General features: G+C 63.9%; 24 protein-coding genes and 2 tRNA genes. 10 read left to right on the forward strand and 16 right to left on the reverse strand.

All coding sequences use genetic code 11. The features are described 5' to 3' along the window. Positions 1 to 12: 12 nt before the first annotated feature. Both phbB and LZ518_RS08805 read left to right on the forward strand, forming a co-directional pair. Positions 13 to 735 carry an acetoacetyl-CoA reductase gene (phbB, locus tag LZ518_RS08800; protein ID WP_249915626.1) on the forward strand — a complete coding sequence of 241 codons (723 nt, stop codon included), beginning with the start codon at positions 13 to 15 and terminating at the stop codon, positions 733 to 735. Beyond that, on the forward strand, positions 735 to 974 hold the full coding sequence (locus LZ518_RS08805; protein ID WP_249915627.1) for a ribbon-helix-helix domain-containing protein: 240 nt from the start codon (positions 735 to 737) through the stop codon (positions 972 to 974). Before phbB ends, LZ518_RS08805 begins: the two co-directional genes overlap by 1 nt. Here LZ518_RS08805 and LZ518_RS08810 read toward each other — a convergent pair. From LZ518_RS08810 to LZ518_RS08820, 3 genes are all read right to left on the reverse strand, one after another. Next, entirely contained in the window at positions 942 to 1,790 is an 849-nt protein-coding gene (locus LZ518_RS08810; protein WP_249915628.1) for an ATP-grasp domain-containing protein, read from the reverse strand. The genes LZ518_RS08805 and LZ518_RS08810 overlap by 33 nt on opposite strands. Beyond that, positions 1,790 to 6,436 (reverse strand): NAD-glutamate dehydrogenase, encoded by a 4,647-nt coding sequence (locus LZ518_RS08815; RefSeq protein WP_249915629.1) that lies wholly within the window; start codon positions 6,434 to 6,436, stop codon positions 1,790 to 1,792. Before LZ518_RS08815 ends, LZ518_RS08810 begins: the two co-directional genes overlap by 1 nt. A gap of 83 nt (positions 6,437 to 6,519) precedes the next feature. Beyond that, positions 6,520 to 7,899 carry a PAS domain-containing protein gene (locus LZ518_RS08820; protein WP_249915630.1) on the reverse strand — a complete coding sequence of 460 codons (1,380 nt, stop codon included), beginning with the start codon at positions 7,897 to 7,899 and terminating at the stop codon, positions 6,520 to 6,522. A 153-nt stretch (positions 7,900 to 8,052) separates the two neighbouring features. Here LZ518_RS08820 and LZ518_RS08825 point away from each other — a divergent pair. After that, positions 8,053 to 8,128: transfer RNA gene (locus LZ518_RS08825), tRNA-Thr, on the forward strand. 10 nt (positions 8,129 to 8,138) lie between these two features. On the opposite strand, the gene trpA is transcribed toward LZ518_RS08825, so the two are convergent. The 9 genes from trpA to LZ518_RS08870 form a co-directional block, all read right to left on the reverse strand. After that, positions 8,139 to 8,933 (reverse strand): tryptophan synthase subunit alpha, encoded by a 795-nt coding sequence (gene trpA, locus LZ518_RS08830; protein ID WP_249915631.1) that lies wholly within the window; start codon positions 8,931 to 8,933, stop codon positions 8,139 to 8,141. Then, positions 8,930 to 10,105: a tryptophan synthase subunit beta gene (gene trpB, locus LZ518_RS08835; protein WP_249915632.1), complete on the reverse strand. Its 1,176-nt coding sequence runs from the start codon at positions 10,103 to 10,105 to the stop codon at positions 8,930 to 8,932. The genes trpA and trpB overlap by 4 nt, the downstream gene beginning before the upstream one ends. Next, on the reverse strand, positions 10,099 to 11,469 hold the full coding sequence (gene trpCF, locus LZ518_RS08840) for a bifunctional indole-3-glycerol-phosphate synthase TrpC/phosphoribosylanthranilate isomerase TrpF (RefSeq protein WP_249915633.1): 1,371 nt from the start codon (positions 11,467 to 11,469) through the stop codon (positions 10,099 to 10,101). Before trpCF ends, trpB begins: the two co-directional genes overlap by 7 nt. Then, positions 11,462 to 12,532: an anthranilate phosphoribosyltransferase gene (gene trpD / locus LZ518_RS08845; RefSeq protein WP_249915634.1), complete on the reverse strand. Its 1,071-nt coding sequence runs from the start codon at positions 12,530 to 12,532 to the stop codon at positions 11,462 to 11,464. The genes trpCF and trpD overlap by 8 nt, the downstream gene beginning before the upstream one ends. Before the next feature lie 317 nt (positions 12,533 to 12,849). Further along, the gene (locus LZ518_RS08850) at positions 12,850 to 13,251 is read right to left on the reverse strand and encodes a UrcA family protein (protein WP_249915635.1); all 402 of its coding nucleotides are present in this window, start codon (positions 13,249 to 13,251) and stop codon (positions 12,850 to 12,852) included. Between the two features lie 211 nt (positions 13,252 to 13,462). After that, entirely contained in the window at positions 13,463 to 13,807 is a 345-nt protein-coding gene (locus LZ518_RS08855) for a UrcA family protein (protein WP_249915636.1), read from the reverse strand. A gap of 188 nt (positions 13,808 to 13,995) precedes the next feature. Then, entirely contained in the window at positions 13,996 to 15,294 is a 1,299-nt protein-coding gene (gene fahA / locus LZ518_RS08860; RefSeq protein WP_249915637.1) for a fumarylacetoacetase, read from the reverse strand. Beyond that, entirely contained in the window at positions 15,291 to 15,845 is a 555-nt protein-coding gene (locus LZ518_RS08865) for a VOC family protein (RefSeq protein ID WP_249915638.1), read from the reverse strand. The genes fahA and LZ518_RS08865 overlap by 4 nt, the downstream gene beginning before the upstream one ends. Positions 15,846 to 15,945: 100 nt before the next feature. Continuing rightward, the gene (locus LZ518_RS08870; protein WP_249915639.1) at positions 15,946 to 16,146 is read right to left on the reverse strand and encodes a hypothetical protein; all 201 of its coding nucleotides are present in this window, start codon (positions 16,144 to 16,146) and stop codon (positions 15,946 to 15,948) included. Between the two features lie 130 nt (positions 16,147 to 16,276). On the opposite strand from LZ518_RS08870, the gene LZ518_RS08875 reads away from it, so the two are divergent. The 7 genes from LZ518_RS08875 to lldD are packed head-to-tail and all read left to right on the forward strand — an operon-like array spanning position 16,277 to position 20,812. Continuing rightward, positions 16,277 to 16,861 carry a hypothetical protein gene (locus LZ518_RS08875; RefSeq protein WP_249915640.1) on the forward strand — a complete coding sequence of 195 codons (585 nt, stop codon included), beginning with the start codon at positions 16,277 to 16,279 and terminating at the stop codon, positions 16,859 to 16,861. 56 nt (positions 16,862 to 16,917) lie between these two features. After that, entirely contained in the window at positions 16,918 to 17,160 is a 243-nt protein-coding gene (locus LZ518_RS08880; protein WP_249915641.1) for a DUF2171 domain-containing protein, read from the forward strand. Between the two features lie 56 nt (positions 17,161 to 17,216). Further along, entirely contained in the window at positions 17,217 to 17,735 is a 519-nt protein-coding gene (locus tag LZ518_RS08885; RefSeq protein ID WP_249915642.1) for a thermonuclease family protein, read from the forward strand. Positions 17,736 to 17,785: 50 nt separating this feature from the next. Further along, positions 17,786 to 18,187, forward strand: a complete 402-nt coding sequence (locus LZ518_RS08890) for an acyl-CoA thioesterase (protein ID WP_249915643.1) — start codon at positions 17,786 to 17,788, stop codon at positions 18,185 to 18,187. Between the two features lie 25 nt (positions 18,188 to 18,212). Next, a complete protein-coding gene (maiA, locus tag LZ518_RS08895; RefSeq protein ID WP_249915644.1) occupies positions 18,213 to 18,848 on the forward strand; it encodes a maleylacetoacetate isomerase in 636 nt (211 codons plus the stop codon). Between the two features lie 31 nt (positions 18,849 to 18,879). After that, positions 18,880 to 19,665, forward strand: coding sequence for a class II aldolase/adducin family protein (locus LZ518_RS08900; protein WP_431358234.1), 786 nt, complete (start codon positions 18,880 to 18,882; stop codon positions 19,663 to 19,665). A gap of 1 nt (position 19,666) precedes the next feature. Continuing rightward, positions 19,667 to 20,812: an FMN-dependent L-lactate dehydrogenase LldD gene (lldD, locus tag LZ518_RS08905; protein WP_283938180.1), complete on the forward strand. Its 1,146-nt coding sequence runs from the start codon at positions 19,667 to 19,669 to the stop codon at positions 20,810 to 20,812. Between the two features lie 29 nt (positions 20,813 to 20,841). On the opposite strand, the gene LZ518_RS08910 is transcribed toward lldD, so the two are convergent. The 4 genes from LZ518_RS08910 to LZ518_RS08925 form a co-directional block, all read right to left on the reverse strand. Further along, on the reverse strand, positions 20,842 to 21,399 hold the full coding sequence (locus LZ518_RS08910) for a hypothetical protein (protein ID WP_249915645.1): 558 nt from the start codon (positions 21,397 to 21,399) through the stop codon (positions 20,842 to 20,844). After that, positions 21,320 to 22,054: a hypothetical protein gene (locus LZ518_RS08915; RefSeq protein WP_249915646.1), complete on the reverse strand. Its 735-nt coding sequence runs from the start codon at positions 22,052 to 22,054 to the stop codon at positions 21,320 to 21,322. Before LZ518_RS08915 ends, LZ518_RS08910 begins: the two co-directional genes overlap by 80 nt. 138 nt (positions 22,055 to 22,192) lie before the next feature. Next, a tRNA-Pro gene (locus LZ518_RS08920) sits at positions 22,193 to 22,269 on the reverse strand. A 105-nt stretch (positions 22,270 to 22,374) separates the two neighbouring features. After that, on the reverse strand, positions 22,375 to 23,685 hold the full coding sequence (locus LZ518_RS08925; RefSeq protein WP_249915647.1) for an FAD-dependent oxidoreductase: 1,311 nt from the start codon (positions 23,683 to 23,685) through the stop codon (positions 22,375 to 22,377). Between the last annotated feature and the right edge of the window lie 11 nt (positions 23,686 to 23,696).

Here is a 23,696-nt window from a genome sequence, read left to right on the forward strand (position 1 = left end):
CAGGAGAGAGTCATGGCGCGAGTGGCGATCGTAACCGGTGGAACGCGTGGCATTGGCGAAGCAATCAGCGTCGCCCTTAAGGACATGGGTATGAAGGTTGCCGCCAACTATGCCGGCAATGATGACCGGGCCCGCCAGTTCACGGACCGCACCGGCATCCTTACTTATAAGTGGGACGTCGCCGATTTTGATGCGTGCCAGCAGGGCGTCGCCCAGGTCGAAGCGGAGCTCGGGCCGGTCGACGTGCTGGTCAACAATGCCGGCATAACCCGCGATTCGACGATGAAGCGGATCGATCATCAGAAGTGGCAGGAAGTGATCGACACCAACTTGGGTGGCTGCTTCAACATGGCCAAGGCGGTGTTTGAAGGGATGCAATCCCGAAATTACGGGCGGATCGTCAATATCGGTTCGATCAACGGCCAGGCCGGCCAATATGGCCAGGTCAACTACGCCGCGGCCAAGTCCGGCATCCACGGCTTCACCAAGGCGCTGGCCCAGGAAGGCGCGCGCAACAATGTGACCGTCAATGCCATCGCTCCGGGCTATATCGACACCGACATGGTCGCCGCCGTGCCGGAAGATGTGCTGGCCAAGATTGTCGCCAAGATCCCGGTCAACCGGCTTGGGAAGGCGTCGGAAATCGCACGCGGAGTCGCCTTCCTCGTCGACGAGAATGCCGGCTTCGTCACCGGATCGACGCTGTCGATCAACGGTGGCCAGCATATGTATTGATGGCTCTCGGCTCGCCGACGAAGCGCTCCGTCACCATCGCCGGTCATGAAACTTCGATAAGCCTGGAGCCGATGTTCTGGAAAGCGTTGGAGCGGGCCGCTGAGGACGAAGCGTTGCCGGTCAATGCGCTCATCGCCCGGATCGACGTCGAGCGATTGGAGACGCCCGGGAAGGCTCCCAACCTGACGTCAGCAATCCGCCAGTGGCTATTTGTTCGCCAGGGCTCGCCGAACCGCTGAAGCCAATGCGCCGCTGTCCGGCGCATGCTGCAGCCACAGCGCCGGCTCGATCAATTCAAGCTCGATGATCGCCAGGGCCCCTGATCCGTCGCGGATCATGTCGACGCGGGCATAGGCTGCATCCGCCGGCGCGGCTTGCAGCGCGGCCCCTGCCAATTCGATCGCGCCGGGCGGGGGCGCACAGGGCATTTCAGAACCGCCGAGGTGCGGTTGGACGCGATAATCGCCTTGCCTGGGCCGCTTGACGACGGCGTGGCTGAATTCGCCGCCGAAGAACATGATCGAATATTCACCCTCCTCCGCGATCGAGCGGAGGAACGGCTGGATCATCATCGCCCGGCCCCGCGATTCTTCAGGCAGCGGGTCGTGTTCCTGAAGGCGATGCGTTCCATCGGCAGATGCCGAGATCGGCGGCTTGATGACCAGTTCCGCGCCAAATTCGGCACGGGCGTCAGCCAGGGCCGCGTCGTCGATCTGCTCGGCGATCCGGGTCGGAATGACCGCCAGCCCCTTCTGGGCCAGCTCGGCGAGGTACCGCTTGTCGCTGTTCCAGCGCAGCAGGGGCACTGGGTTCAGGACCTTCCGCCCCTCCGCTTCGAGCCGATCGAGCAAGCCATGCCAGCGCGGCGGATCGAGATGATAGCCCCAGGCGACGAGCGGCATGACCAGGTCGAACCCGTCCAGATCGCCGACGTCGCTCCACGGCCGCGGCTCGACCTCGATGCCTCCGCTTCGAAGCGCATCGGCCTCGACGTCATAGGCCCACTTCCACTCCTCCCAAAAATTGGGAGCGGGGGTCAGGACTGCGGCCTTCATCAGCGCGACAATAGAATTCGGGCCTGGCTGGCGATTTGCGCCAGCATTGCCGGCGATACCGATCCAACCAGCTTGGCCCGGTCGACCAGTGCCCGGAACTGGGCGATGCGCCTGGGATTGCGCTCGACCCAACGTTCGACGCTTTCGTCGGGCTCTTCGCTGCGGACCCGGCTGATGAAGTCGATCCGGACCTGCTCGAAGTCGCGCATCAACCCGGCCACCAGCAGGCGTTCCCAATTGTCGGCTGGCATATACCGCTGGACCTGCTGCTGGGCCCAGTCGAGACCGAGAACCTCGCCGAGCCTGGTGTAAGCCCGAGTTACCGCCAACTCGTCGAGGTTCTTGCGCGCGCCGAGCGCGGCAATGCCGAAAATGCCATCGAGCTCATACAGCCGCACGAGCCGATCGGTAATATCCTTGCCGGCGCCAAGCTCCTCGAGCTGGGCACGACGGGCGGCTGCTTCGCCGCGCACTTCGGCGCGGATGAGCCCAGCGGTCTTGGCGGCGACCTTGTCGAGGCCCGGCTTCAAGAGCTCGGCGATTTCCTTGACGGTTGTCCCGCCGGCGCCCGCACGGATCACGTCACCGATGTGCGACCGGACAAATCTGGCGGCCAGGGCGAACAGCCGGATGCGCGCCGTTTCCGGGACCTTCGCCGCCTCGATCTTGGCCCACAGGCTCTTGAGGTCGAGCAGTCGCTCGGCGACCAGAAAAGCGGCGACGACCTGCGGCAGGCCAACGCCTTCCTCTTCGGTCATGTCGAGCGGCAGGCTGGGCCCAAGCCGGTTGACGAACCGGTTGGCGACCTTGGTGGCGATAATCTGATGCCGCAGCCGGTGCGCGCGGATCGCGGTGGCATGCTTCTTTTGCATAGGCTCCGGGAAGGCGGCCATCAGGTCGGCCTCCATGGACGGATCGTCGGCCAGCTTCAGCTCTTCGGCGGCGTCCTGCAGGGCCATTTTCGACATCGACAGGATGACCGCCAGTTCGGGCCGGGTCAGGCCCCGCCCCTCGTGGCCGCGGCGGAGCAGGACGTCACTGCTTTCGAGGCCCTCGACCTTGCGGTCGAGCCGGCCCGACGCCTCGAGCATTTCGATCGTCCGGACGAAGCCCGGAATGCCCGCCGTGCCACGCGATTCCGCAATCGACAATGCAATCGACTGAAGGCGATTATCTTCCAGGACCAGGTCCGACACTTCGTCGGTCATGCTGGCAAGCAGCTTGTTGCGCGTCGCTTCGGCCAGCTTCCCATTGCGCATTTCGCGGTTCAGCGGGATCTTGATGTTGACCTCATTGTCCGAACAATCGACGCCGGCCGAATTGTCGATAAAGTCGGTATTGATCCGTCCGCCAAACGAAGCGAATTCGATCCGTCCCGCCTGATTTATCGCCAAATTGGCGCCCTCGCCGATCACCTTGGCGCGGAGATCCTTGGCATCGACGCGCAGCGCATCATTGGCCGGGTCGCCAACCTGAGCGTTGGTCTGGTGCGACGCCTTGATGTAGGTGCCGATGCCGCCAAACCAGATGAGGTCGATCGGCGCCTTCAGGATCGCCGAGATCAGGCTGATCGGATCGACGGTCGCTTCATCGATACCCAGGGCTGCCTGCGCTTCCTTGGTAAGATCGATCGCCTTCAGGCTGCGCGGGACGATCATCCCGCCCTTCGACATGGCCTTGCGGTCATAATCATCCCAGCTCGACCGAGGCAGGTTGAACATGCGGTCGCGCTCGGCCCAGCTCTTGGCCGGATCGGGATCCGGATCGATGAAGATGTGGCGGTGGTCGAAAGCCGCGACTAGCTTGATCGCCTTGCTGAGCAGCATGCCGTTGCCGAAAACATCGCCCGACATGTCGCCGCAGCCGACCACCCGTACCGGCTCACTTTGAACGTCGACGCCCATCTCCAGGAAGTGGCGCTGAACCGAGATCCATGCGCCCTTGGCGGTAATGCCCATCGCCTTATGGTCGTAGCCGTTGGAGCCGCCGCTGGCGAAAGCGTCGCCCAGCCAGAAATTACGGTCGAGCGCGATGGCATTGGCAACGTCGGAGAAGGTCGCCGTGCCCTTGTCGGCGGCGACGACGAAATAAGGGTCCTCGCCGTCGTGAATGACGACGTCGGCCGGATGAACGACCTTGTCGTCGACGATATTGTCGGTGACCGAGAGCAGCGAGCGGATGAAGATTCGATAGCTTTCAGTTCCTTCCGCCAGCCAGCCTTCGCGGTCGACCGCAGGGCTGGGCAATTGCTTGGGATAAAAGCCGCCCTTGGCGCCAGTTGGCACGATCACCGCATTCTTGACCAGCTGTGCCTTCATCAGGCCGAGAATTTCCGTGCGGAAATCGTCACGCCGGTCGGACCAGCGCAACCCGCCGCGGGCAATCGGCCCGCCGCGCAGGTGAATGCCCTCGACGCGCGGACTGTAAACCCAGATCTCCCGGTACGGTACCGGCGCCGGCAGCCCCGGTACCTGCTTGCTTTCGATCTTGAACGCCAGCGCTTCGGCCGCCTGGGGGGCGAACGCGTTGGTGCGAAGCGTCGCTCCGACCACGGCGCGCATTTGCCGCAGGATGCGATCGTCATCGATTCCGCTGACCGAATTGAGCGCCTCGGCGAAGTCGGCCGCCGCTTGCTTGACTGCGGCTTCGCGGCCGCTGGCCGCCTTGGGGTCGTGCGATACGGTGAACAGCCGGACTAGTGCGCCGGCAGCCGTCGGAGCGCGGCGCAACGCGTCGACTACGGTGGCAAGGCTGAACGCCACGCCGGTCTGGCGCATGTAGCGGAACCAGGAACGCAGCCAGACGACGGGCCTGGGGTCGAGGCCCGCGTAGAGCACCAGCTGGTTGAAGGCGTCATTCTCCGCCTCGCCGCGCAAGACGTCGGCAATGGCTGGCTCGATGACGTCGGCCCGCGCCATTACCGCGTCGACCGAGGTGTGATCCGACAGTTCCAGCAAACAGGCATGGATATGCAGCTTGGTCTCGCCATCGAGCTCGATCGGGAACTCGGCGAGCACGCGGAAACCGAAATTCTCGAGCACCGGAACGACTTCCGAGAGCGGGATCAGGCCTTGCCGGTAGATTTTGAGCCGCAACTGCCGTTCGGTATCGTCGGGATGCCGGAAGAAGCGCGCATCGCGATCGCTGGGATCGGCCAGCCGCTGAAGGCGCAAGATATCCTCGGCCGCCTCGAACGGGCTGGTACGGTTGCGGTAGAAATCGGGAAAACGGTCGGCAAAGGTCAGTGTCAGGCGTGTGGCGCGGCCCGCGCCGACCCGCTCGATCAGCGCCTCTTCGACGTTCGGAGTCCAGCCGCGGACCATCGCATCGAGCTGCCGGTTTAGCTCCCTGACGTCCGGCGTCGGATCGCTTCTCTCGATGTCCAGCGTATAGCGAACCAGCGCGAGGTCCCCCTCGCCCAGTTCGACCGACCAGCTGGTCACCGGCCGCTTGGTGACCACTTCCAGCAGGTCAGAAATCGCCAACCGGCGCTCGGTGTTGAGCTCGTCGCGCGGCAGCCAGACGAAGGCGAACAAATGGCCGCCCAGGATGCTCCGGGACAATAGCAGCGCCGGGCGCGGCCTGTCGGCCAACGACATCGCCATCATGACCAGGTCGCGGCCGCTATCCTGGCTTAGATTTACCAGCAGGTCCCGCGGCACGGACGCCACGGCGTGGCGCAACGCCTTGCCGCTGTGGCCATGCGGATCGAACCCGAATTCCTCGTCGAGGTCCTGGAGGCGCCGCCTAAGCAGCGGCACGTCCTCGGTCGGCTGGATCAGCGCCTGGCTGGTCCACAGCCCGGCATGGACGCCGATGCCGGTCACTTTCCCGTTCTCGCGGATTGGAACGACGATCAGGTCGAGCGGGACGCGCCGGTGCACGGTCGACCGGCGCTCGGCCTTGGCAATCAACGGAATTGCGCCGCCCGCCTCGAAATAGCGAATGGCCCCAACCGAGCCGCCCTTGTCGGTCGGAGCGCCGGGAATGGAGAAGATGCCAAGGCAACCGGATGAATTCTCGCCTGGGCGCTCGACCTCGTAACCGAGCAGCGTCAGCGCCCCGTCGGCGAACCAGTTGAGCAACGCGGATCCCTCGGGATCCTCGATCTTGGCGGCATCTGCACGCATTTGCGCCTGCATCTGCGGCCAGTCGCGTACCGCCGCGCGAACATCGGCCAACACCGCATGAAGGTCTTCGACCAGCTCGCGCCGGCCGCGGGCGTCGGTACGATCGAGCTCGATGTACATCATCGATTCGCGCCGGCTCTTGTCGTCACAAAGCGGTTCGAGCGCCTGCAGCACGCCGCTGTCATCGCGGTCTACGCATACTACTGGATGAAGCAGGCGATGGACGGTCAGTTGCCGCCCGGCGATCGCATTGGCGACAGAGTCGACCAGGAACGGCATGTCGTCATTGATGATGCCGAGACGCATCCGCCGTCGGCCGGCCTCGCCGCCGGTTGATTCGAGGCGGATCGAAACATTGCCCTTGCGGCGCTTGTGCGCGACCTCGGCAATAAATCGGGCCGCTTCCTCCCGATCCTCAGCGCTGAAACCGTCCAATTCTCCGGCCAGGGCGTTGCCTACCAGGGCTTGCTCAAGGGCGTCGACCGTCTGGCCTTCAGCGCGCGTGATAACCGTCATGTCCGCTTTTGCTCCGCATCTCTCGCGATGCGGCGCGGCCTAGTCCTACGCGCCTGTGAAGGCAACAGTGGGAAGGGGAAAGTCTAGCGCGCCGCGCGGCGCAGTGCGCGGTCGAGCATCGCGCTGTCGGCGACCAGTTCAACCACTTCATGGACACCGTCGGCGTTGCGGCGGGTCAGGACCAGCGCGAATTCCTGGTTGGTCTGGAGCTGGGCAAGCGAAAGCGGAGCGGCATCGCGCAGCGCGGTCTTGCCCAGTTCAAGCTTGTCTTCGGCCGGCTGGTCCGGGCGGCGAGCCCTGCGCTCGGCGGCGACCAGCCCTTTGAGGCCGCCCTCGGCCTGCTCAACAAATATTTGAAAGCCGCCGAAGTCGACATTCTCGCGCTCGGCATAGCTCAGCGCGGCAGCGAACTCGGTCAGGCGGGTTTTGTCATAGTCGACCCCGAACACCAGCTTGACGATCGGGGTCATCGGCGCACGAAGCTGGGCCTTCACCCCGGCATCGTCGAGGATTTCGGCATAATCGTCGGGAACACGCTTGGCGGCGACCGCGAAATCATAGGCCATGGCAAGCGTGCGGTAGAGCGCGGCACGGCTGCGGCCGTCCTGCTGCTTGCAGACTTCGGCGCTTTCTCGGGCTGCCCACAGACGGTCGGCAAGGCCGGCATCGTCATTCAGCTCGATCGCCGGGTCTTCCTCGTCCGCTTCGGCGGCTGCTTGTTCCGGCTCGGCCAACGGCCCGTCTTCCCACACCAGATGCGGGGTCGAGACGGGGTTTTCGGGTTCGGCATCCGGATCGAACGGGACATCGATCCCGATCTCGGCAACCGGGAGAGCCTCGGTCAGCTCAAGCGTATCGTCGGCATTTTCGTCAGACTCTTCGGCTTCGACAGCGAGCGGCGGCAACTCGGCGCGGATCGTCTGGGGAACCTCGGCGGCCTCGCCCAGGTCCTTCCAATTGATGACCCCGTAGATAAAATCGATCGTGTCGCCGTCAGAGCTGAACGGCATCAGGATGCCGCGATAGCAGATGTTGCGCTGCCGCTGGTTGACGAATTCCGCCTCGAACCCGACCGGAGCGCGGTTGGCGATGATCTGCATATAATGGTCGGTCAGCCGCGACAGCAGCGATCGACCGGGGACGTCCTCAATCGACTTGATGTCGTCGCCGATCCCGCACTCCTCGCGGATCGAGGTGCCGATATAGGGAGTTGCCGGGTTGTCGCTGCCCTCGGTGAAGTCGAGCAAAACCGAATGCGGGCCGAAATCCTGGATGCTGTCGGGTTCGAGATCTTCGATCGACGGATAGTCGCGGCCCTCGAGCAGCGAACACCAATAATTATAGGCTCGCACGTGCATGCGGCGCTCATCCGCCCCGATAGCGTTCGAGATATCGTGCTCCGGCTCGACAACCGCTGCAGCCGGCTGGTCAAACTCGCTCGGATGGTCGGAATAGCTGTCCACGCGCAAAATTCCCGCAAATCCCCGTTTCCGAGCCAGTTTTGTCCAAAAGTGGTTGCTAAACCGTTAAGGTTAACAGGCCGATGAAAGGGCAGTCCGCAGGCTTGCCCGCGTGCGGCGGCGCGTGTAGGGGCGCATCCGCAAGCCCCTGGGCATGCCGCTTTAGCTCAGCTGGTAGAGCACATCATTCGTAATGATGGGGTCAGGTGTTCGAGTCACCTAAGCGGCACCATTACTAATCCTCATTCCGCGCAGCGCGTGGTTGCACCTTTCAATTCTGAAACCAGGCTGCTCACCCGGGCCGGCGAATAATCTGATTGCGCCGCCGCGCTGACAATCGCCGAGCCGCAGATAACACCCGCCGCGCCGGCCTTCAGCGCAGCACGAACATGGGCTGGCTCAGAAATGCCGAAGCCAAATATCGGTGGCGGCGCGTCCGCCGCCTTCAGCCGCAGGATCAACTCTGCATCGAATTCACCTACCGAGTGAGTGCCGGTGATCCCCGCCCGGCTGACGCAATAGGTGTAAGCCTTGCTCATTGCGGCGATGCGCCTGAGCGCCGCTTCCGGTGTGTTGGCCGCCGCGATCAGCACCGGTTCGAGCCCGGCCTGCTCCGCCCGCCGCGCGAATGGCTCCGCCTCGATCGCCGGGACGTCGGCGATCAGCAGGCTATCCGCCCCGGCTTTCGCCGCTTCATGCATGAAGCCACGTCCCGGCATGACCAGATTGGCATAGGTCAAAATCCCGACCGGGACGTCCTGGTGGCGAATCCGGAAATCGGCGATGAGTCCAAGGCAGTCAGCAACCCTGGCTCCCGCCGCCAGCGCCCGCTGCGCCGCGGCCTGGATCACCGGCCCGTCGGCCACGGGGTCCGAAAAGGGAATGCCCACCTCAATCATGTCGGCCCCGCCTTCGACGGCGGCATCGAGCAGCGCGGCGCTCGTGGCAAGATCCGGATCGCCGAGCACCAGAAACGCACCGAAGGCGGCATCGCCCTGCGCGGCCAATCGCTCGAACATGCTGGCATAGCGGCTCATTGCCGCTTCCCCAGCAGAGCCTCGGCCTGAATGACGTCTTTGTCTCCCCTGCCCGAAAGACTGACGACGATGATGGAATTGTCTTCGGCCGTCTCCGCCAGTTGCATTGCATGCGCGACCGCGTGGCAGGATTCGAATGCGGCGATAATCCCTTCACTTTGCGCCAGGCTTGCGAAGGCGGCGATCGCCTGCCGATCTTCGATCCCGACATAGCGGGCGCGCCCGCACTCCTTGAGAAAGGCGTGCTCCGGACCGACCGCCGGATAGTCGAGCCCGGCGGAGACGGACCAGCTATCCCGGACCTGGCCCTCCTCATCCTGAAGCAAGAAGGTCTCGGCGCCATGCAGAATGCCTGGCGAACCCCGCAACAGGGTGGCGCCATGGTCAGTACCATCCAGCCCTCGGCCGGCCGCCTCGACGCCGATAAGCTCGACAGCGGCGTCCTCGACGAAGTCCGCGAAGATACCGATCGCGTTCGACCCGCCGCCGACGCAGGCCACCACCGTGTCCGGCAAACGCCCCTCGGCACGCAGAATCTGCGCCCGGGCCTCCGTACCGATTACTCGCTGGAATTGGCGGACCATCAGCGGAAACGGATGCGGGCCAGCGGCCGTGCCCAAGAGATAATGGGTGTCGGCAAAGCTGGCGCTCCAGTCGCGCAGGGCCTCGTTGATCGCATCCTTAAGGGTGCGACCGCCGCTCATCACCGGCACGACCTCAGCGCCCATCAACTCCATGCGGAAGACGTTGTGGCGTTGCCGCTCGACGTCCTCGGCGCCCATATAAATTCGGGTTTCAAAGCCGAACAGCGCGCCGGCGATCGCGGTTGCGACGCCATGCTGCCCGGCCCCGGTTTCGGCAATCAGGCGGCGCTTCCCCATCCGTTTTGCAAGCAGGGCCTGGCCGAGCACCTGATTGGTCTTATGGGCTCCGCCGTGCAGTAAATCCTCACGCTTTAAATAGATTCGCGCCTTCCCGCGGGTAAGGTTGCGGCACGGCGTCAACGGGGTTGGCCTGCCTGCATAGGTGGAGAGGAGCTCGTCGAGTTCCGCGCGAAAGCCCGGGTCTTGTTCGGCGTCAAGGAACGCGGCCTCGAGCTGCTCAAGGGCAGGAACGAGAATCTCGGGAACGAAGCAGCCGCCGAAGCGGCCGAAGCGGCCATCCATCAACATTGCAGGCTTCCTCGGCTTGGCAGGCGAAGCTCTTCGAACAGGGCCCGCAGTTTGGCAGGGTCTTTCCGGCCGGGCGTGGCTTCCACGGAAGAGCAGAGATCGACCCCATAAGTCCCGACGCGTTGGGCGGCGCGAGCATTGGCCGGCCCGATTCCACCGGCAAGAAAGCCGTTAGGAAGATCGGGGTGAGCTGCAATCAGATCCCAGTCAAAAGCCTTTCCGGTACCGCCGGCTCGACCGGCGAGCCTGGTATCGAACAGCGTTCGATCGGCTCCGGTCGGCGTGGGCTCGACCACATCGTCGACACCCGAGACCGCCCAAATCTCGCAGTTGGCGGCAAACCCCTTGCGCAGCTGCTTGAGGTCGTGGCGGCCGTGCAGCTGCACGGCCCGCAGCGCATGTTCGCTTGCAATACGCACAATCTCGGCAGCGGTTACGTCGCCAAATACGCCAACCGGAAGGACACCTCGCTCGCGCGCAATTGCCGCTAGCCCGGCGGCCTCTTCGCCGACGCGCCTCGGGCTTCCATCGACGAAGACGAAGCCGGCGTGAGTCGCACCGGCCGCGGCAGCGGCCGCGACATCGGCGCTCCTGGTCAGGCCGCAGATCTTGACCGGTCCGAACACCAGCGCACGGGCGGCCTGGGCGATGTCGCTCGATGCCATCAACGAGGATCCGACCAGATAGGCATCCACCTTTTCCGAGAGCCGTTCGACGTCGCGCCGCGAACGGATACCGGATTCGCTGACGACGATGCGATCCTCAGGAACAAGGCCTGCCAGCCGCTCGGTCACGGCCAAGTCGGTTTCCAGGGTCCGGAGATCGCGGTTGTTGATGCCGATGATCCTGGCATCAAGCGCGATCGCACGTTGCAATTCCGCCCGGTCATGAACCTCGACAATCACATCCATGCCGAGCCGCCGCGCTTCGGAAATCACGTCGGCCGCTTCATCGTCGTTCAGCGCGGCGAGGATTGCCAACACGGCGTCCGCGCCGTGCGCGCGGGCTTCGGTGACCTGTTTCGCATCGATAACGAAGTCCTTCGCCAGGATCGGCCCGGCGAAACCAGCTCGAACAGCCCTCAGATCGTCGAGCGATCCTGAGAAATAGGGCTCGTCGGTCAGCACGCTGATCGCGTCCGCCACGGGTGCGTAGGCGGCGGCCGCCTCGGCCACTCCGACATTGCCGCGGTGGCCGGAAGGCGATGCCTTCTTCACTTCCATGATGAAGCGCGCGCCTCGGCGGGCAAGAGCCGATCGCAGGCTCTTTCGTGTCGGCTCGGGGTCGAGCGTTACGCCTTGGAGCCGAGCGCTGACATCCTGCCGCTTGCGGCGAACGATCCCGTCGAGGACGCATTCAGCCACGGGTCGCCTCAATATAGGCATCGAGCACGTTGCCGGCGCGTCCGGATAGCAGCTCCTCGCGCGCAAATTCCGCTCCGTCGCGCAAGCTCGATGCCCTTCCGGCAGCCAGCAGCAGGACGGCGGTGTTCAGGATGGTAATATCCTGCTCCGCGGCGCTGCCGCCACCGTCCAGCAACGATCGCAGGCGCGCGGCATTCTCCGCCACGTCGCCGCCGGTCACGACGCTGAGCGGTGCCCGCTGAAGGCCAGCATCTTCGGGCGCAATCAGTATTTCGGCAAATTCGCCGTTCGACAGGCGAATTGCCCGGGTCTCGGCATGCAGTGCGACTTCATCCAGTCCCGAACCATGGACAACGAGCGCCTCGTCGACGCCCATCGCATCGAGCGTTTGCGCGATCCGCCGCAACATCCTTGGATCGGCCACGCCGAGCAACTGGACCGACGGTCTCGCCGGATTGATGCATGGGCCGAGCAAGTTCATCACCGTGCGCACATGCAATTGACGCCTCACCAGCGCCGCATGCTTCATTCCCGGATGATAGGCTGGCGCGAACAGGAAACAGAATCCGGTCTGGTCCAGCGCCCTTCGGGCGGTTGTCGGATCGACGTCGATTCTCGCACCGACCGCTTCAAGCACGTCGGCCGAACCACATCGCGAACTGACGCTGCGATTGCCATGCTTGGCGACCGGCAAGCCGCAGGCCGCGGCGACGAATGCGACGGCGGTCGAAACGTTGATCAGTCCCGAACTGTCGCCGCCAGTGCCGCAGCAATCCGCGAACTGATAGTCCGGCCGGTCGAATGGCAGCGCCGCCGCGAACAGCCCGCGTGCGGCACCGATCATTTCCTCGGCAGTTTCGCCCTTCATCCTGAGCGCGATCAGCATGCCCGCGATCTCGGCCGGCTCGAGTCTGCCGAGCACCAGCCGCTCGAACAGATGCTCTGAATCGTCGGCCGGAAGATCCTCGCCCGCCAGCAGGCGCGGCAGCGGGTTCGGCACCGGGCCGGTGTCGGCGACGGGGTGACGGCTGGGCGGAGCCGTCAAATGGGCTTGGGTCAACATGGGAAAATCCTCTCGGCAAAGAAAAACCCGCCAAAAAGGCGGGTCGAAGGTCGGTCAGTAAGTGTCGATGCAGTCGATCAGCTCACCAGCCGCGCCATCGCGCCGCGAGGTTCATTTCACGCCACCAAAGCCAAGCCGAACCCGCAGCGGCGGGCTGGAAATGATTGGCGAGGGCGCGAAATTCCGTCACGCCCCAAGCCTCGTTCTTGCCCATCCAATTGTCAAGAAGCACGGCAATGGCAGCGTTTTATCCTTGAATGATTGCCCTCGCTTGTCCGGCGGACAAGCGAGGGCAGGCATTGCGCGCAATCGAAAATCTATCGCGCAGCGATGCGGATCGCGGCCGCTGGGATGGCGCTGTAGCCGTTGAGCGCTATCTCATTGGCCCTGGCAACCGCCTGGGCGATCTGCGGATTGGCGTTATTCCATGCGCCCTGTGCGCAGTTGTAATAGGCACCGTCCTGCAACGCCGCCCGATTTTCATAGAGGCAGACGTCCCTGACGGCACCGGCGACACGGGATTTCAACAACCCGGCATCACGCGATTGGGCCAGGTTGAGATCGGCATAGCTGACATGGGCTGTGCGGATATTTTCCTGGGGTTCGGCATAGACCACCACCGGTTTTTCCTGGGCGGCCGATACCGGCATGGCGAATGCAAGAGATGCCGCGACCCCTGACAAAACGGCTGCGGTAACAGTGTTAAAGCGGGTAAGCATCTCGTCTTCTCCCTCATTACGGTCACGAAGAGGTGACCGGGAGATGCCCTTAGGATCGATTGATTGCACCCGCGCTTCGATGGCGTTGCAGGGGGATTTCGGCGGGGGCTGTTCGTCGCTGCCAAGCGCCTTGATATTTCGACCGGTGGCCGGACGGTCGCATCGGTTTCGTCACATTTGCGTTCCGTCCGGCTGGTTCAACTCGGCTCGCTCAACGGCCATAGGCCAGTCGCGACGCCTGCACATAGGCCCGCGTAATTTGCGGCCGTGCCCCGCCCCAGGCCCGGTCGGCGCACATATGATAATCCTTGGCGAGATTGTCTTTCCCCTGGAAATCGCAGACCTGGCGCACGGCTCGCTCGACGCGCTCGTCCAAGATCTTGCGATGGGCGATGATGTTCAAATTGAGGTCGCGATAGGACACCATCCGCATCTGCGACCCTTGCGGAAGGCCGCGGACAACCACTTCATGATCTTGCGCGATGGCGGGGGCGATCGGGATGGCTAGCGAGGCAGCCATCATCGCCGCAGTGACTCGAATAAGATGAACCGACATGGGTAGGTCTCCCTTTCCTTCGCCGCTCGGATGGGAGAGCTGGACGCCAGCAACTGGCCTGTCGCCGGCAAGTGCTCGCGGCGACGCCGTGAGCGCCGGTACTATCGGCGCGCTCAAGGATGGTCTCTCCATCCGCGCCTACAACGTTTCGCGGGGCGCGATGTTCAGATTATCAGCTAAACCGGCCGTCAGGTCGCGGGCAGGATCCGGCCTGTGCAGCTGCCGAAGCCGATCGGCACCGCGCCATCGGCGATGCAGCGGGCCCACAGCGTCAGTTCGTCGCCGTCTTCGAGGAAGCTGCGGGTCTCGCCGCCGGGCAAAGTGATCGGCGCTTTGCCGCCCTGGCTGATCTCCAGCAGAGAGCCCAGTCCGCTCTCTTCGGCGGTCGACAGCGTGCCGGTGCCGATCAGGTCGCCGGGCTGGAGGTTGCAGCCGTTGGAAGCATGGTGGGTAACGATTTGCGCCGCCGACCAGTACATCGCTGTCGCCGCCTCGCCCTTGCTGAGGACATGCGGCTCGGCCCCGGCCGCACGCATCCTGGCGGTCTCAAGGGTAACGGCCAGCTCGATGCCCAGCCCGCCGGCGGCCTGGTCGGCCTCGTCGAGCAGATAAGGCAAGGGCGCGGGATCGCCCTCGGGGCGCGGCGGCATGGCCTTACGGAACGGCGCCAGCGCCTCGGCGGTGACCATCCACGGCGAAATGCTGGTCAGGAAATTCTTGGCCAGGAACGGACCAAGCGGCTGATATTCCCAGGCCTGGAGGTCGCGCGCCGACCAGTCGTTCAAGAGGCAATAGCCGGCGATATGGCCGCCCGCCTCTCCGATCGGGATAGTGTTGCCCAGCTCATTGCCGCAGCGGATGAAGATGCCGAGCTCCAGCTCATAGTCGAGCCGGCGGCTGGGGCCATAGTCGGGCGCTTCCGCGTCGGGCGGCTTGCGCTGTCCCTTGGGTCGCACCACCGGCGTGCCCGAAACGCGCACCGAGCTTGCTCGGCCGTGATAGCCGATCGGCACATATTTATAGTTGGGGAGAAGCGGATTGTCGGGCCTGAACTGCCGGCCGACGTTGGTCGCGTGATGGATGCCGACGTAAAAATCGGTGTAGTCGTGAATGTCGCACGGCAAATGCATCTCGACCGTGGCGGCGCGGACCAGGTGAGGCTCGGCCGAGGGCCGGTAGCGCTCGTCGCTAAGCAGGCCCGACAGTTTCCTGCGCAATTCGCGGGCGTCGTCCGGCCCGTGGGTGAACCAGGCGTTGAGCGTCGACAGGCCGAGCGCGAGCTTCCAATGATCGTCGAGCAGGCCGGCCGCCGAAGCGCCCTTCAAGTCGAAAATCATTTCGCCGATCGCAACTCCAATCCGCGGCTCCTGCTTCCCAACCGAGAATACACCGAGCGGCAAGTTCTGGATCGGGAAATCGGGATGGCCATTGGCGCTTTCGACCCAGCTGGTCCGCGCCGGGTCATGGGTTTCGTCAATCTCGCTCATTCAGCCAATGAGCCAGGATCGACATGGAGCCATTGGGCGTGCTTCGGCGCCTTCTTGGTCCGGCTCCATTCCTCGAGCATCAATGGGGCAACGCGCTCGAGCTCGGCATATTGTTCGTCCGTGCCGATATTGCACGCAAGCTCAAGCCGGTGGCCGTTGGGATCAAAGAAATAAATCGAGCGGAAAATACCGTGAAACGTCGGTCCGAGCACATCGACGCCCTGGGCCTCGATATGCGTTTTGGCGGCCAGCAATGAGTCAAGGTCGGCGACTTCGAACGCAATGTGCTGCACCCATTCGGGCGTATTGGGGTCCCGGCTCATTTCGGGCTGGTTGGGAAGCTCGAAGAACGCCAGGACATTGCCCCCACCGCAGTCGAGGAACACATGCATGTAGGGATCGTAAGCGCCGGTGGAGGGGACATGATCCTCAGCAAATGCATTGGTGTAACGCATGCCGAGCACCCGTTGGTACCAGGCGACGGTTTCGCCTGCGTCCTTGCAGCGATAGGCGGCGTGATGGATGCGGTTCAAGGCGAACGGATGGCTCATGCGTCGTCGCGTTACGCTGGCCCGCCAAATATTTCAAACCGCCAGTCGGGAAGTATGGGGTCGGGCCTCGTGCTTTGGGAGTCCCGACCCATTAGGTTCATCAGTTGACGTTGACCTCGATCTTGTCGGGGATGTTGATGTCAGTCTTGTCGGCACCGAAGCCGAGCTGGTCCCGGAAGAGGAACAACAGCACCAGCACGACGATCACCAGCAGCACTACTGCCAGCACTCCGCCGCTTCCGCCGCCACCATCGGTTTCGACGATGGTTACATGTTCTTTCGAGTTATTGTCGTCGGCCATGATTTACTCCCTGAAATTCCATTTTCGCTGCGAAACGAACGATTGCTTTCCCCGCCGGTTCCCATCAAGCCCCCGTATGGAACGATGCAGCCCGTCATTCGCTTGAGGCGCTCAGCCGAGGGAGCATATCGTGAGTCGTACTGCCTTGATCCTGGCCATTTCGGTGGCTTGCGCCGCATGGGGCAAAGCCCAGTCGGATAATACGGCCGAGCCTTCGCCCATCGCGGAAGCAAATAAGGTTGAGCCCGCGCCGGTCGATCCGGAAACGATCAGGCCAGGCGAGCCTGGCGGCCTGCCGGACGACCGCACGCCGCTTGAGGAACCCAAGGGGCCGATCGACCCGAAGAGCGCCGAGGGAGCAGGCCAGGTCATGCAAATGTTTGGCGGCCTGCTCGAACAGCGCAAATTCGCCGAAGCGTATCGGCTGTGGTCCGACAATGGCCGCGCGAGCGGGCTGACCCAGGCACAATTCGTCGCCGCCTATGACAAATATGCCGAAATTCATTCGGAAGTCGGAAAGCCCGGCAACAGCGAGGGTGCCGCCGGCTCGATCTACATCGACGTCCCCTTCCGATTGTACGGCAAAACGACAAGCGGAGCGCCGTTCAATCTGGTAGGGACCATGACTCTTCGGCGAGTCAATGATGTGCCCGGATCGACCGAGGAACAGCGCCGCTGGCACATTGCCAGGAGCGACCTCGATGCACGGCCCTGACGCATCCGAAATCATTCTGGTTCGTTTGGCGTAACATAGCTCGAAGGAGGACAGCGATGAGCGGATTTGAGGACATTAAGGAACATATGGAAGTGATCGGCGCCGATGGCGTCCATGTCGGCACGGTAGACCGGATCGACGGCGACCGGATCAAGCTGACCAAGTCGGAAAATATCGGCAGCCATGAAGGCCATCACCATTTCATCTCGCGCGGCCTCGTCGCCGAAGTCGAAGGCGACAAGGTGCGGCTGTCGGCCAATGCCGATGTTGCGGTGACCTTCGAGGAAGAGGGTCAGTAACACCCTAACCGACGTGGACTGGCGCAGACGGATGATCTGAGTCAAAGTCCGCGCCGATGTTCAGGAAGAAGCACTTCACGCCGCACCGGCGGCCGCCGTCGTTCAAACCCCAACGGCGCGACATTCGGCAACTGCTCTGGCTCGCGCCATTGCTGTTGCTCGCCGGCGCATTGCTCGACCCGTCGCTGATCGAACCGGTCGGCCCTCTCGGTGCGACCGAAGAGGTTGCTGCAACCTTTACCCGATGCGGTCCGGGACGGGGCTCCGCCTGCGTCATCGACGGGGACACGTTCAAGCTTGGCGACCGCAAGATCCGCATCACCGGGATCGACGCACCGGAACTTGCCGAACCGCGCTGTCCGGCCGAGGCGGCGCTGGCCCGCCGCGCCGCCGACCGCTTGCTTGTGCTGCTCAACGAGGGACCGTTCGTCATGGTCGCGCATCGCCTGCAACGGCAGGATCGGCGCGGCCGCGACCTGATGGTCATCCGCCGCGACGGCAAGTCGATCGGCGGCCAGTTGATGGACGAGGGCCTGGCCCACCGTTACATCGGCTCGAAGCGGAGCTGGTGTTAGGCCGGTGCGGGGCACTGGCCATACCCCAACACGGTGCTGATCTCGCAGCCATGAACCGCCCCATGTTCGAGCATCGCATCATCGCGCCAGCCGACGCCATCGACGAGCTTGGCCATGTCAACAATGCGGTCTGGGTCCAGTGGATTCAGGAAGTAGCGCTAGCACATTGGTACAGCGTCGCGGCGCCTGACCATCAGGACGACTACATCTGGGTCGTGGTCCGGCACGAGATTGATTATCTCCGCGCCGCCTTCGAAGGCGATGTGCTGACCGGCCGGACCTGGGTCGGCGAGGCGCCCAGGGGAGCCCGGTTCGACCGGCACATGGAATTCGTCGGCGAGGACGGCAAGGTCCGGGTCCGCGCAGTCACGCAATGGGCGATCATCGACAAGGCCAGCGGCCGGCCGATCCGAGTCCCACCCGAAGTCATCGCGCCCTTTATTGACGAATGAGGCCAAGCAGGCGCAGCATCCGCCGATGGCTCGCGCGCTGCTCTATGACTATTTCCGCTCTTCAGCGGCATATCGCGTGCGCATCGCGCTCAACCTCAAGGGCATCGATTATGACCAGCGGCAAGTAAACCTGGCCAAAGGCGGTCAGAAGGAAGCCTCCTATCGCGCCCTCAATCCCCAGGGGCTGGTGCCGATGCTGGAGATCGACGGCCATCGGCTGACGCAAAGCCTGTCGATCATGGTATATCTCGACCAGAAGTTTCCGGAGCCTCGGCTGATGCCGGCCGATGCGGCCGACGGCGCCCATGTTCGCGCGATGGCGCTGACGGTCGCCTGCGACATCCATCCGCTCAACAACCTTCGCGTCCTCAAATATCTGCGCGGCGAGCTGGGGGTCAGCGAGGAAGCCAAGGACGAATGGTATCGCCATTGGGTGGCCGAGGGTCTTGCGGCACTTGAGGAAATGGCGAAGCCGCACGCGGGAGCCTTCCTGTTCGGCGATGCGCCGACCATCGCCGATATCTGCCTGGTTCCGCAGCTCTACAATGCACGGCGCTTCTCGGTGCCGCTTACGGCCTATCCCACCTTGCGTCGCGCCGACGAAACCGCCAGCGCTCATGCGGCCTTTGCTGCCGCCCACCCTGACCGACAGGAGCAGTGAAATGAACAGGGTTGATAATATCAGCCGCGGAATGGACGACCTGAAGGCGCTCGCCGAGGTCGAAATTCCCAGCATGAAGGGCAAGGTCAGCGACGAGGAATGGGAAATCCGGGTCGATCTCGCCGCGGCCTACCGGCTGGTCGCGCATTATGGCTGGGACGATCTCATCTTCACCCACCTGTCTGCGCGCATTCCGGGTCCCGAGCATCACTTCCTGCTCAATCCCTATCAGCTGATGTTCGAGGAAGTGACCGCCAGCTCGCTGGTCAAGGTCGACATTCACGGCAACCCGGTCGAGCCGACTCCCTTCATCACAAACCCGGCCGGTTTCACCATCCATTCGGCGGTGCACATGGCGCGCGAGGACGCCCATGCGGTGATGCACCTCCATACCCCGGCCGGACAGGCGGTCAGCGCCCATGAAGAAGGCCTGCTGCCGTTGACCCAGACTGCGATGATCATCCGCGGCGATCTGGCCTTCCATGATTATGAGGGGATTGCGGTCGACCTTGACGAGCGCGAGCGGATTGTTGCCGACCTTGGGGACAAGGATGCCATGCTGCTCCGCAATCACGGGACCATGGCGGTTGGCCGAAACGTCGGCGAATGCTTCGTGAAGCTCTACTTCCTCGAGCGCGCTTGCCAGGCGCAGATCATGGCGCTCTCCGCCGGCGACAAGGTCAACAATCCCCCGCAGGGCGCCGCCGAGATTGCCGGCCAGCAGGGTGCCGCGGGACTCTCGATTGCGGCCAATATGCTCGCCTGGCCCGCCCTGAAGCGGAAGGCCTATCGGCTCGATCCGGGTTTCGCGAGCTGAGTTGGCGAGGATCGCGGCAAGCGTTGGCGACTTTCGTGCGCTCGCCAAGGCGCGACTGCCCCATTTTCTGTTCGAATATATCGACGGCGGCTCCTACGACGAGGTAACGCTCAGGCGAAATATCGAGAATTTGCAGTCGGTTACGCTGAAGCAGCGCGTGATGCGCGACGTATCGGCGATCGACCTGGCGACCAACCTGTTCGGCACGGATTACACACTGCCGGTTGGTCTTGGCCCGGTTGGAATGTCGGGCATGTATGCCCGGCGCGGCGAAGTTCAGGCCGCGCGGGCAGCCAAGGCCGCCGGCCTACCCTTCTCCCTGTCCTCGCTCAGCGTCTGCCCGGTGCGCGAGATTGCCGCCGAGTTGAAGGCGCCGTTCTGGCTGCAGCTCTACATGATCAAGGACCGAGCGTTCCTTACCGATCTTCTCGCTGTCGGCCGCGACGCAGGCTGTTCGGTCCTGCTTCTGACCGTCGACCTGCCGGTGTCGGGCAGCCGCTATCGCGACGCCCGTTCGGGCCTGTCCGTGCCTGCCGGCGCCCGCGCATCCTTTCGCCGTTTCTGCCAATCGGTCGCAAAGCCCCGCTGGGCCTGGAACGTCGGCCTTCATGGCAGGCCGCACAGCCTCGGCAATCTCGAGCCGGTACTTGGGGCCAATACGGGCCTGGAGGATTATTTCGGCTGGATCGGCGCCAATTTCGATCCGTCCATTAGCTGGGCCGACCTTGCCTGGGTGCGCGGCCAGTGGCCCGGACCGATCGTCATCAAGGGCGTGCTCGATCCCGGCGATGCCCGGGCCGCGCTCGATCACGGCGCTGACGGCATTGTCGTTTCCAACCATGGCGGGAGGCAGCTCGACGGGGCCATGTCGACCGCGCAGGCCTTGCCGGGCATCGCCGACGCCGTCGCCGGCCGCGTCCCGCTGCTTGTCGATGGCGGAGTCCGGTCCGGCCTCGACGTCGTCCGGATGCTGGCGCTCGGCGCCGATTTCGTCCTGCTCGGCCGCGCCTGGGCCTATGCCCTGGCGGCCGACGGCGAAGCGGGCGTCGCCCATCTCCTGAAACTGATCGAGGCGGAAATGCGCGTCGCGATGGCGCTGACCGGCTGCACCAGGATCGAAGAGGTTCGTCCCGGGATATTGGCCTGATCTTTGCGCCGCTTGGCTCGCTCTACGAGCTAGGCGGGAAATACTGCGGAGAGGCGATCGACCGCGGATTTCAGTTCGCGCACGCTCTGCTCCGCCTCGCCCTGCGAAACATGACTGCGGCTCACGCCGTCACGATCCAGGGCTTCCAGCGTCAACAGCCATTGGCCGTGGCTATCGACATAGATTTTGCCCGCACCGTGGACGATGAAATTGCGGTCGCTGGCCTGAAGCTTGAAATCCTCAAGCGCTTTCGCTTGCTTCGGTTGGCTTTTGACGAGCTCCGCGAGGCGCGCAATGCGCTGGCCGAAGAGCAAGGGCATTGATTTGCCGCCAAGCTTCTTGAGGAGCGCCTGTCCTATAATAAGTTCCCCGCGCGCAATCTGGTTGACGCACCGGCCACGCCAACGATTTGCGTCGTCGATGGCCTGGCGATGCGCTTCCTTAAACAGAATGGCGATATCGCCGTGCGCGTTCATCGCAAATTCGTAATCGCCCGACAGTTGAGATCTAGTTAGCGCCCCCTCCCGGCAGCCGATTGATTTCGATCCAGAGTGCCTTGGCGAGTGCGACGACGTCGCCCGCCTCATCGTGGATTACCGTCGCGCTATGGTGCTTGCGGCCTTCGCGGCTCAATTCCCAGGAGGTAATGCTAAGCCGCTCGCCAGGTGTCACCTTCCGGTCGACCCTGCCCGCCAGCCGGGCCAGCAACGCCAGCGGCCGCGGCTCGCACAGGCCGAAATAGCTCGGGCAATCGAGCGCCGCCCAGATAAATCGCTCTTCGATATGGCCATGGTCGTCAGCGAATTCCGCGGGCGCGGACCATTCCGCTACCGCGACGTCGCGGTGCGGGCTCTCGCCGGGATAGATGCAGAGTCCGTCGCCCGGCCCGCGCTCGGTGCCGCACACGAAGCATCCGGGGATCGGATGGCCGGAAGGACCCGGAAAACTCATCGCCGCAGCTTCCAGTTCGTCTTCCGTCGGGGGACCCGGCAGGTCGAAATCGAATGGTTCGTCATAAGGCCGTCCGCGGGCATAATTTCGCTCCGCATCGAACAGCATTACTTCGGCATCGTCGCGGCGGCGATGAAGCGGCACGTCGAGCGGCGGCGGCGCCAGCAGCGTAACCTCGGCCGGACCGTCGATCCACTCGGCCACCAGCCCGACCACATAACCGCCATTGCCGGAGGCGGGCGGCCCGCGGAAACGGTGCGCGATATGCACTTCATCCGACTGGCTGGTCATGGCGTGCAAGATTAGGCCGCGAGACCGGTCAGGGCAATGCGCGTGGGCCGGACCCATCGCGGCACCTTGACCATCCCGCGGATGGTCAAAATGAATCACCATTTCGGACCATGCCCCGCATGGCCCTGAAAATGATGATGGTCGGGGAGAGAGGATTCGAACCTCCGGCCCCTGCCTCCCGAAGACAGTGCTCTACCAGGCTGAGCTACTCCCCGACCGGGCTCCCGGACCAGACGGTCCGGTGCAGGGCGAGCGGCCTCCTAGCTGGCGAGTCCGGATCGCGCAAGCCATGTCCTGAGCGAAGTCGAAGGAGGTGCGGGTCAGCGGCCCAACGTTTTTAGCCAGTCCTCGTGCCGGACCATCTTTTCGCGTGGGCAACCCGGGCGCGCAGCGGCCACTTCGGCCGCTTCGATAGTGCGCCAATCGGCAAAGCTGGTTGCCTTGAGCCCGCGCTCGCCGAGCAGCGCCCGCAATCCCTCCGCCCCCGGCTTTCCGCCACCCGATCCGGGCGGCATCGCGGCCGCGATCCGATCGGCCACTTCATAGCCGTCGGGACGATTGGTGCCGATCGTGCCGGTCGGTCCGCGCCTCGCCCAGCCCACAGCGTAGAGCCCGTCGGCGATCCTGCCCTGGTCGTTGGCGAACTTGCCACCCCGTTCGTCGTAAGGAACGCCGTCGATCCTTGGGGTCTGGTAGCCGATCGAGGTGACGATCAGGCTCGCCGGCACCTCATAGATCTCGCCCGTACCCTGGGCCGCGCCGCTGTCGTCGAGCACGGTCCGCTCGACAATCAACCGCTCAGCCTTGCCGTCGCCTTCGATCCTGAGCGGCTTGGCGAAGAAGTCGAAGACGATCCGCTTGGCCTTCGATGCGTCCGGCCCCGAGCTCGCGAACTCCCGCAAGATGGTGATCGACTTGCGATGTCCCGGCTCTAGCGTCTCGTCGGCTTCGACCGGCGGGAAGTCGGCGGCCTCGACGACCGGCGTCGCCACTTCCAAATGGCCGAGCTCGCCCAATTCCTTGGGAGTCATCGAAATCTGGTGCGGTCCGCGGCGACCGAGAATCGTCACCGTCTGGATCGCCGAATGGTCGAGCGCATCCAGCGCATGGGCGACGATGTCCGACCCTTCGAACTCATGACGGTTCTTGGACAGGATACGCGCGCAATCGAGCGCGACATTGCCGTTGCCGATGACCGCCGCATTGGCGCTTCTGAGCGGTGGATCCAGGTCGGCGAAATCGGGATGGCCGTTGTACCAGCCGACGAACTCGGCCGATCCGACCACGCCCGGCAAATCCTCGCCGGGGATGCCGAGCTTGCGATCGTGCGGCGCCCCAATCGCCAGGATCACGGCGTCGTACAGAGTGCGGAGTTCATCGGCGGACACATCCCTGCCGACCGCGACATTGCCGACGAATTCGACCGTGTCGCCTTCGGCAACCTGGTCGTAGCGTTTGGACACCGCCTTCAGCGACTGGTGGTCGGGCGCAACGCCGAAGCGGATCAGGCCATAAGGCACGGGATAGCGGTCGACGATATCGATCCGGGCCTGATCGCCATAGGCCTTGGCCAGCGCCTCGGCGGTATAGAAGCCGGCCGGCCCGGAACCCACGATCGCGAAATGCCGCATGCCGACTCCCC

Source organism: Sphingomonas brevis (genome assembly GCF_023516505.1).
GTDB classification, from domain to species: Bacteria; Pseudomonadota; Alphaproteobacteria; order Sphingomonadales; family Sphingomonadaceae; genus Sphingomicrobium; species Sphingomicrobium breve.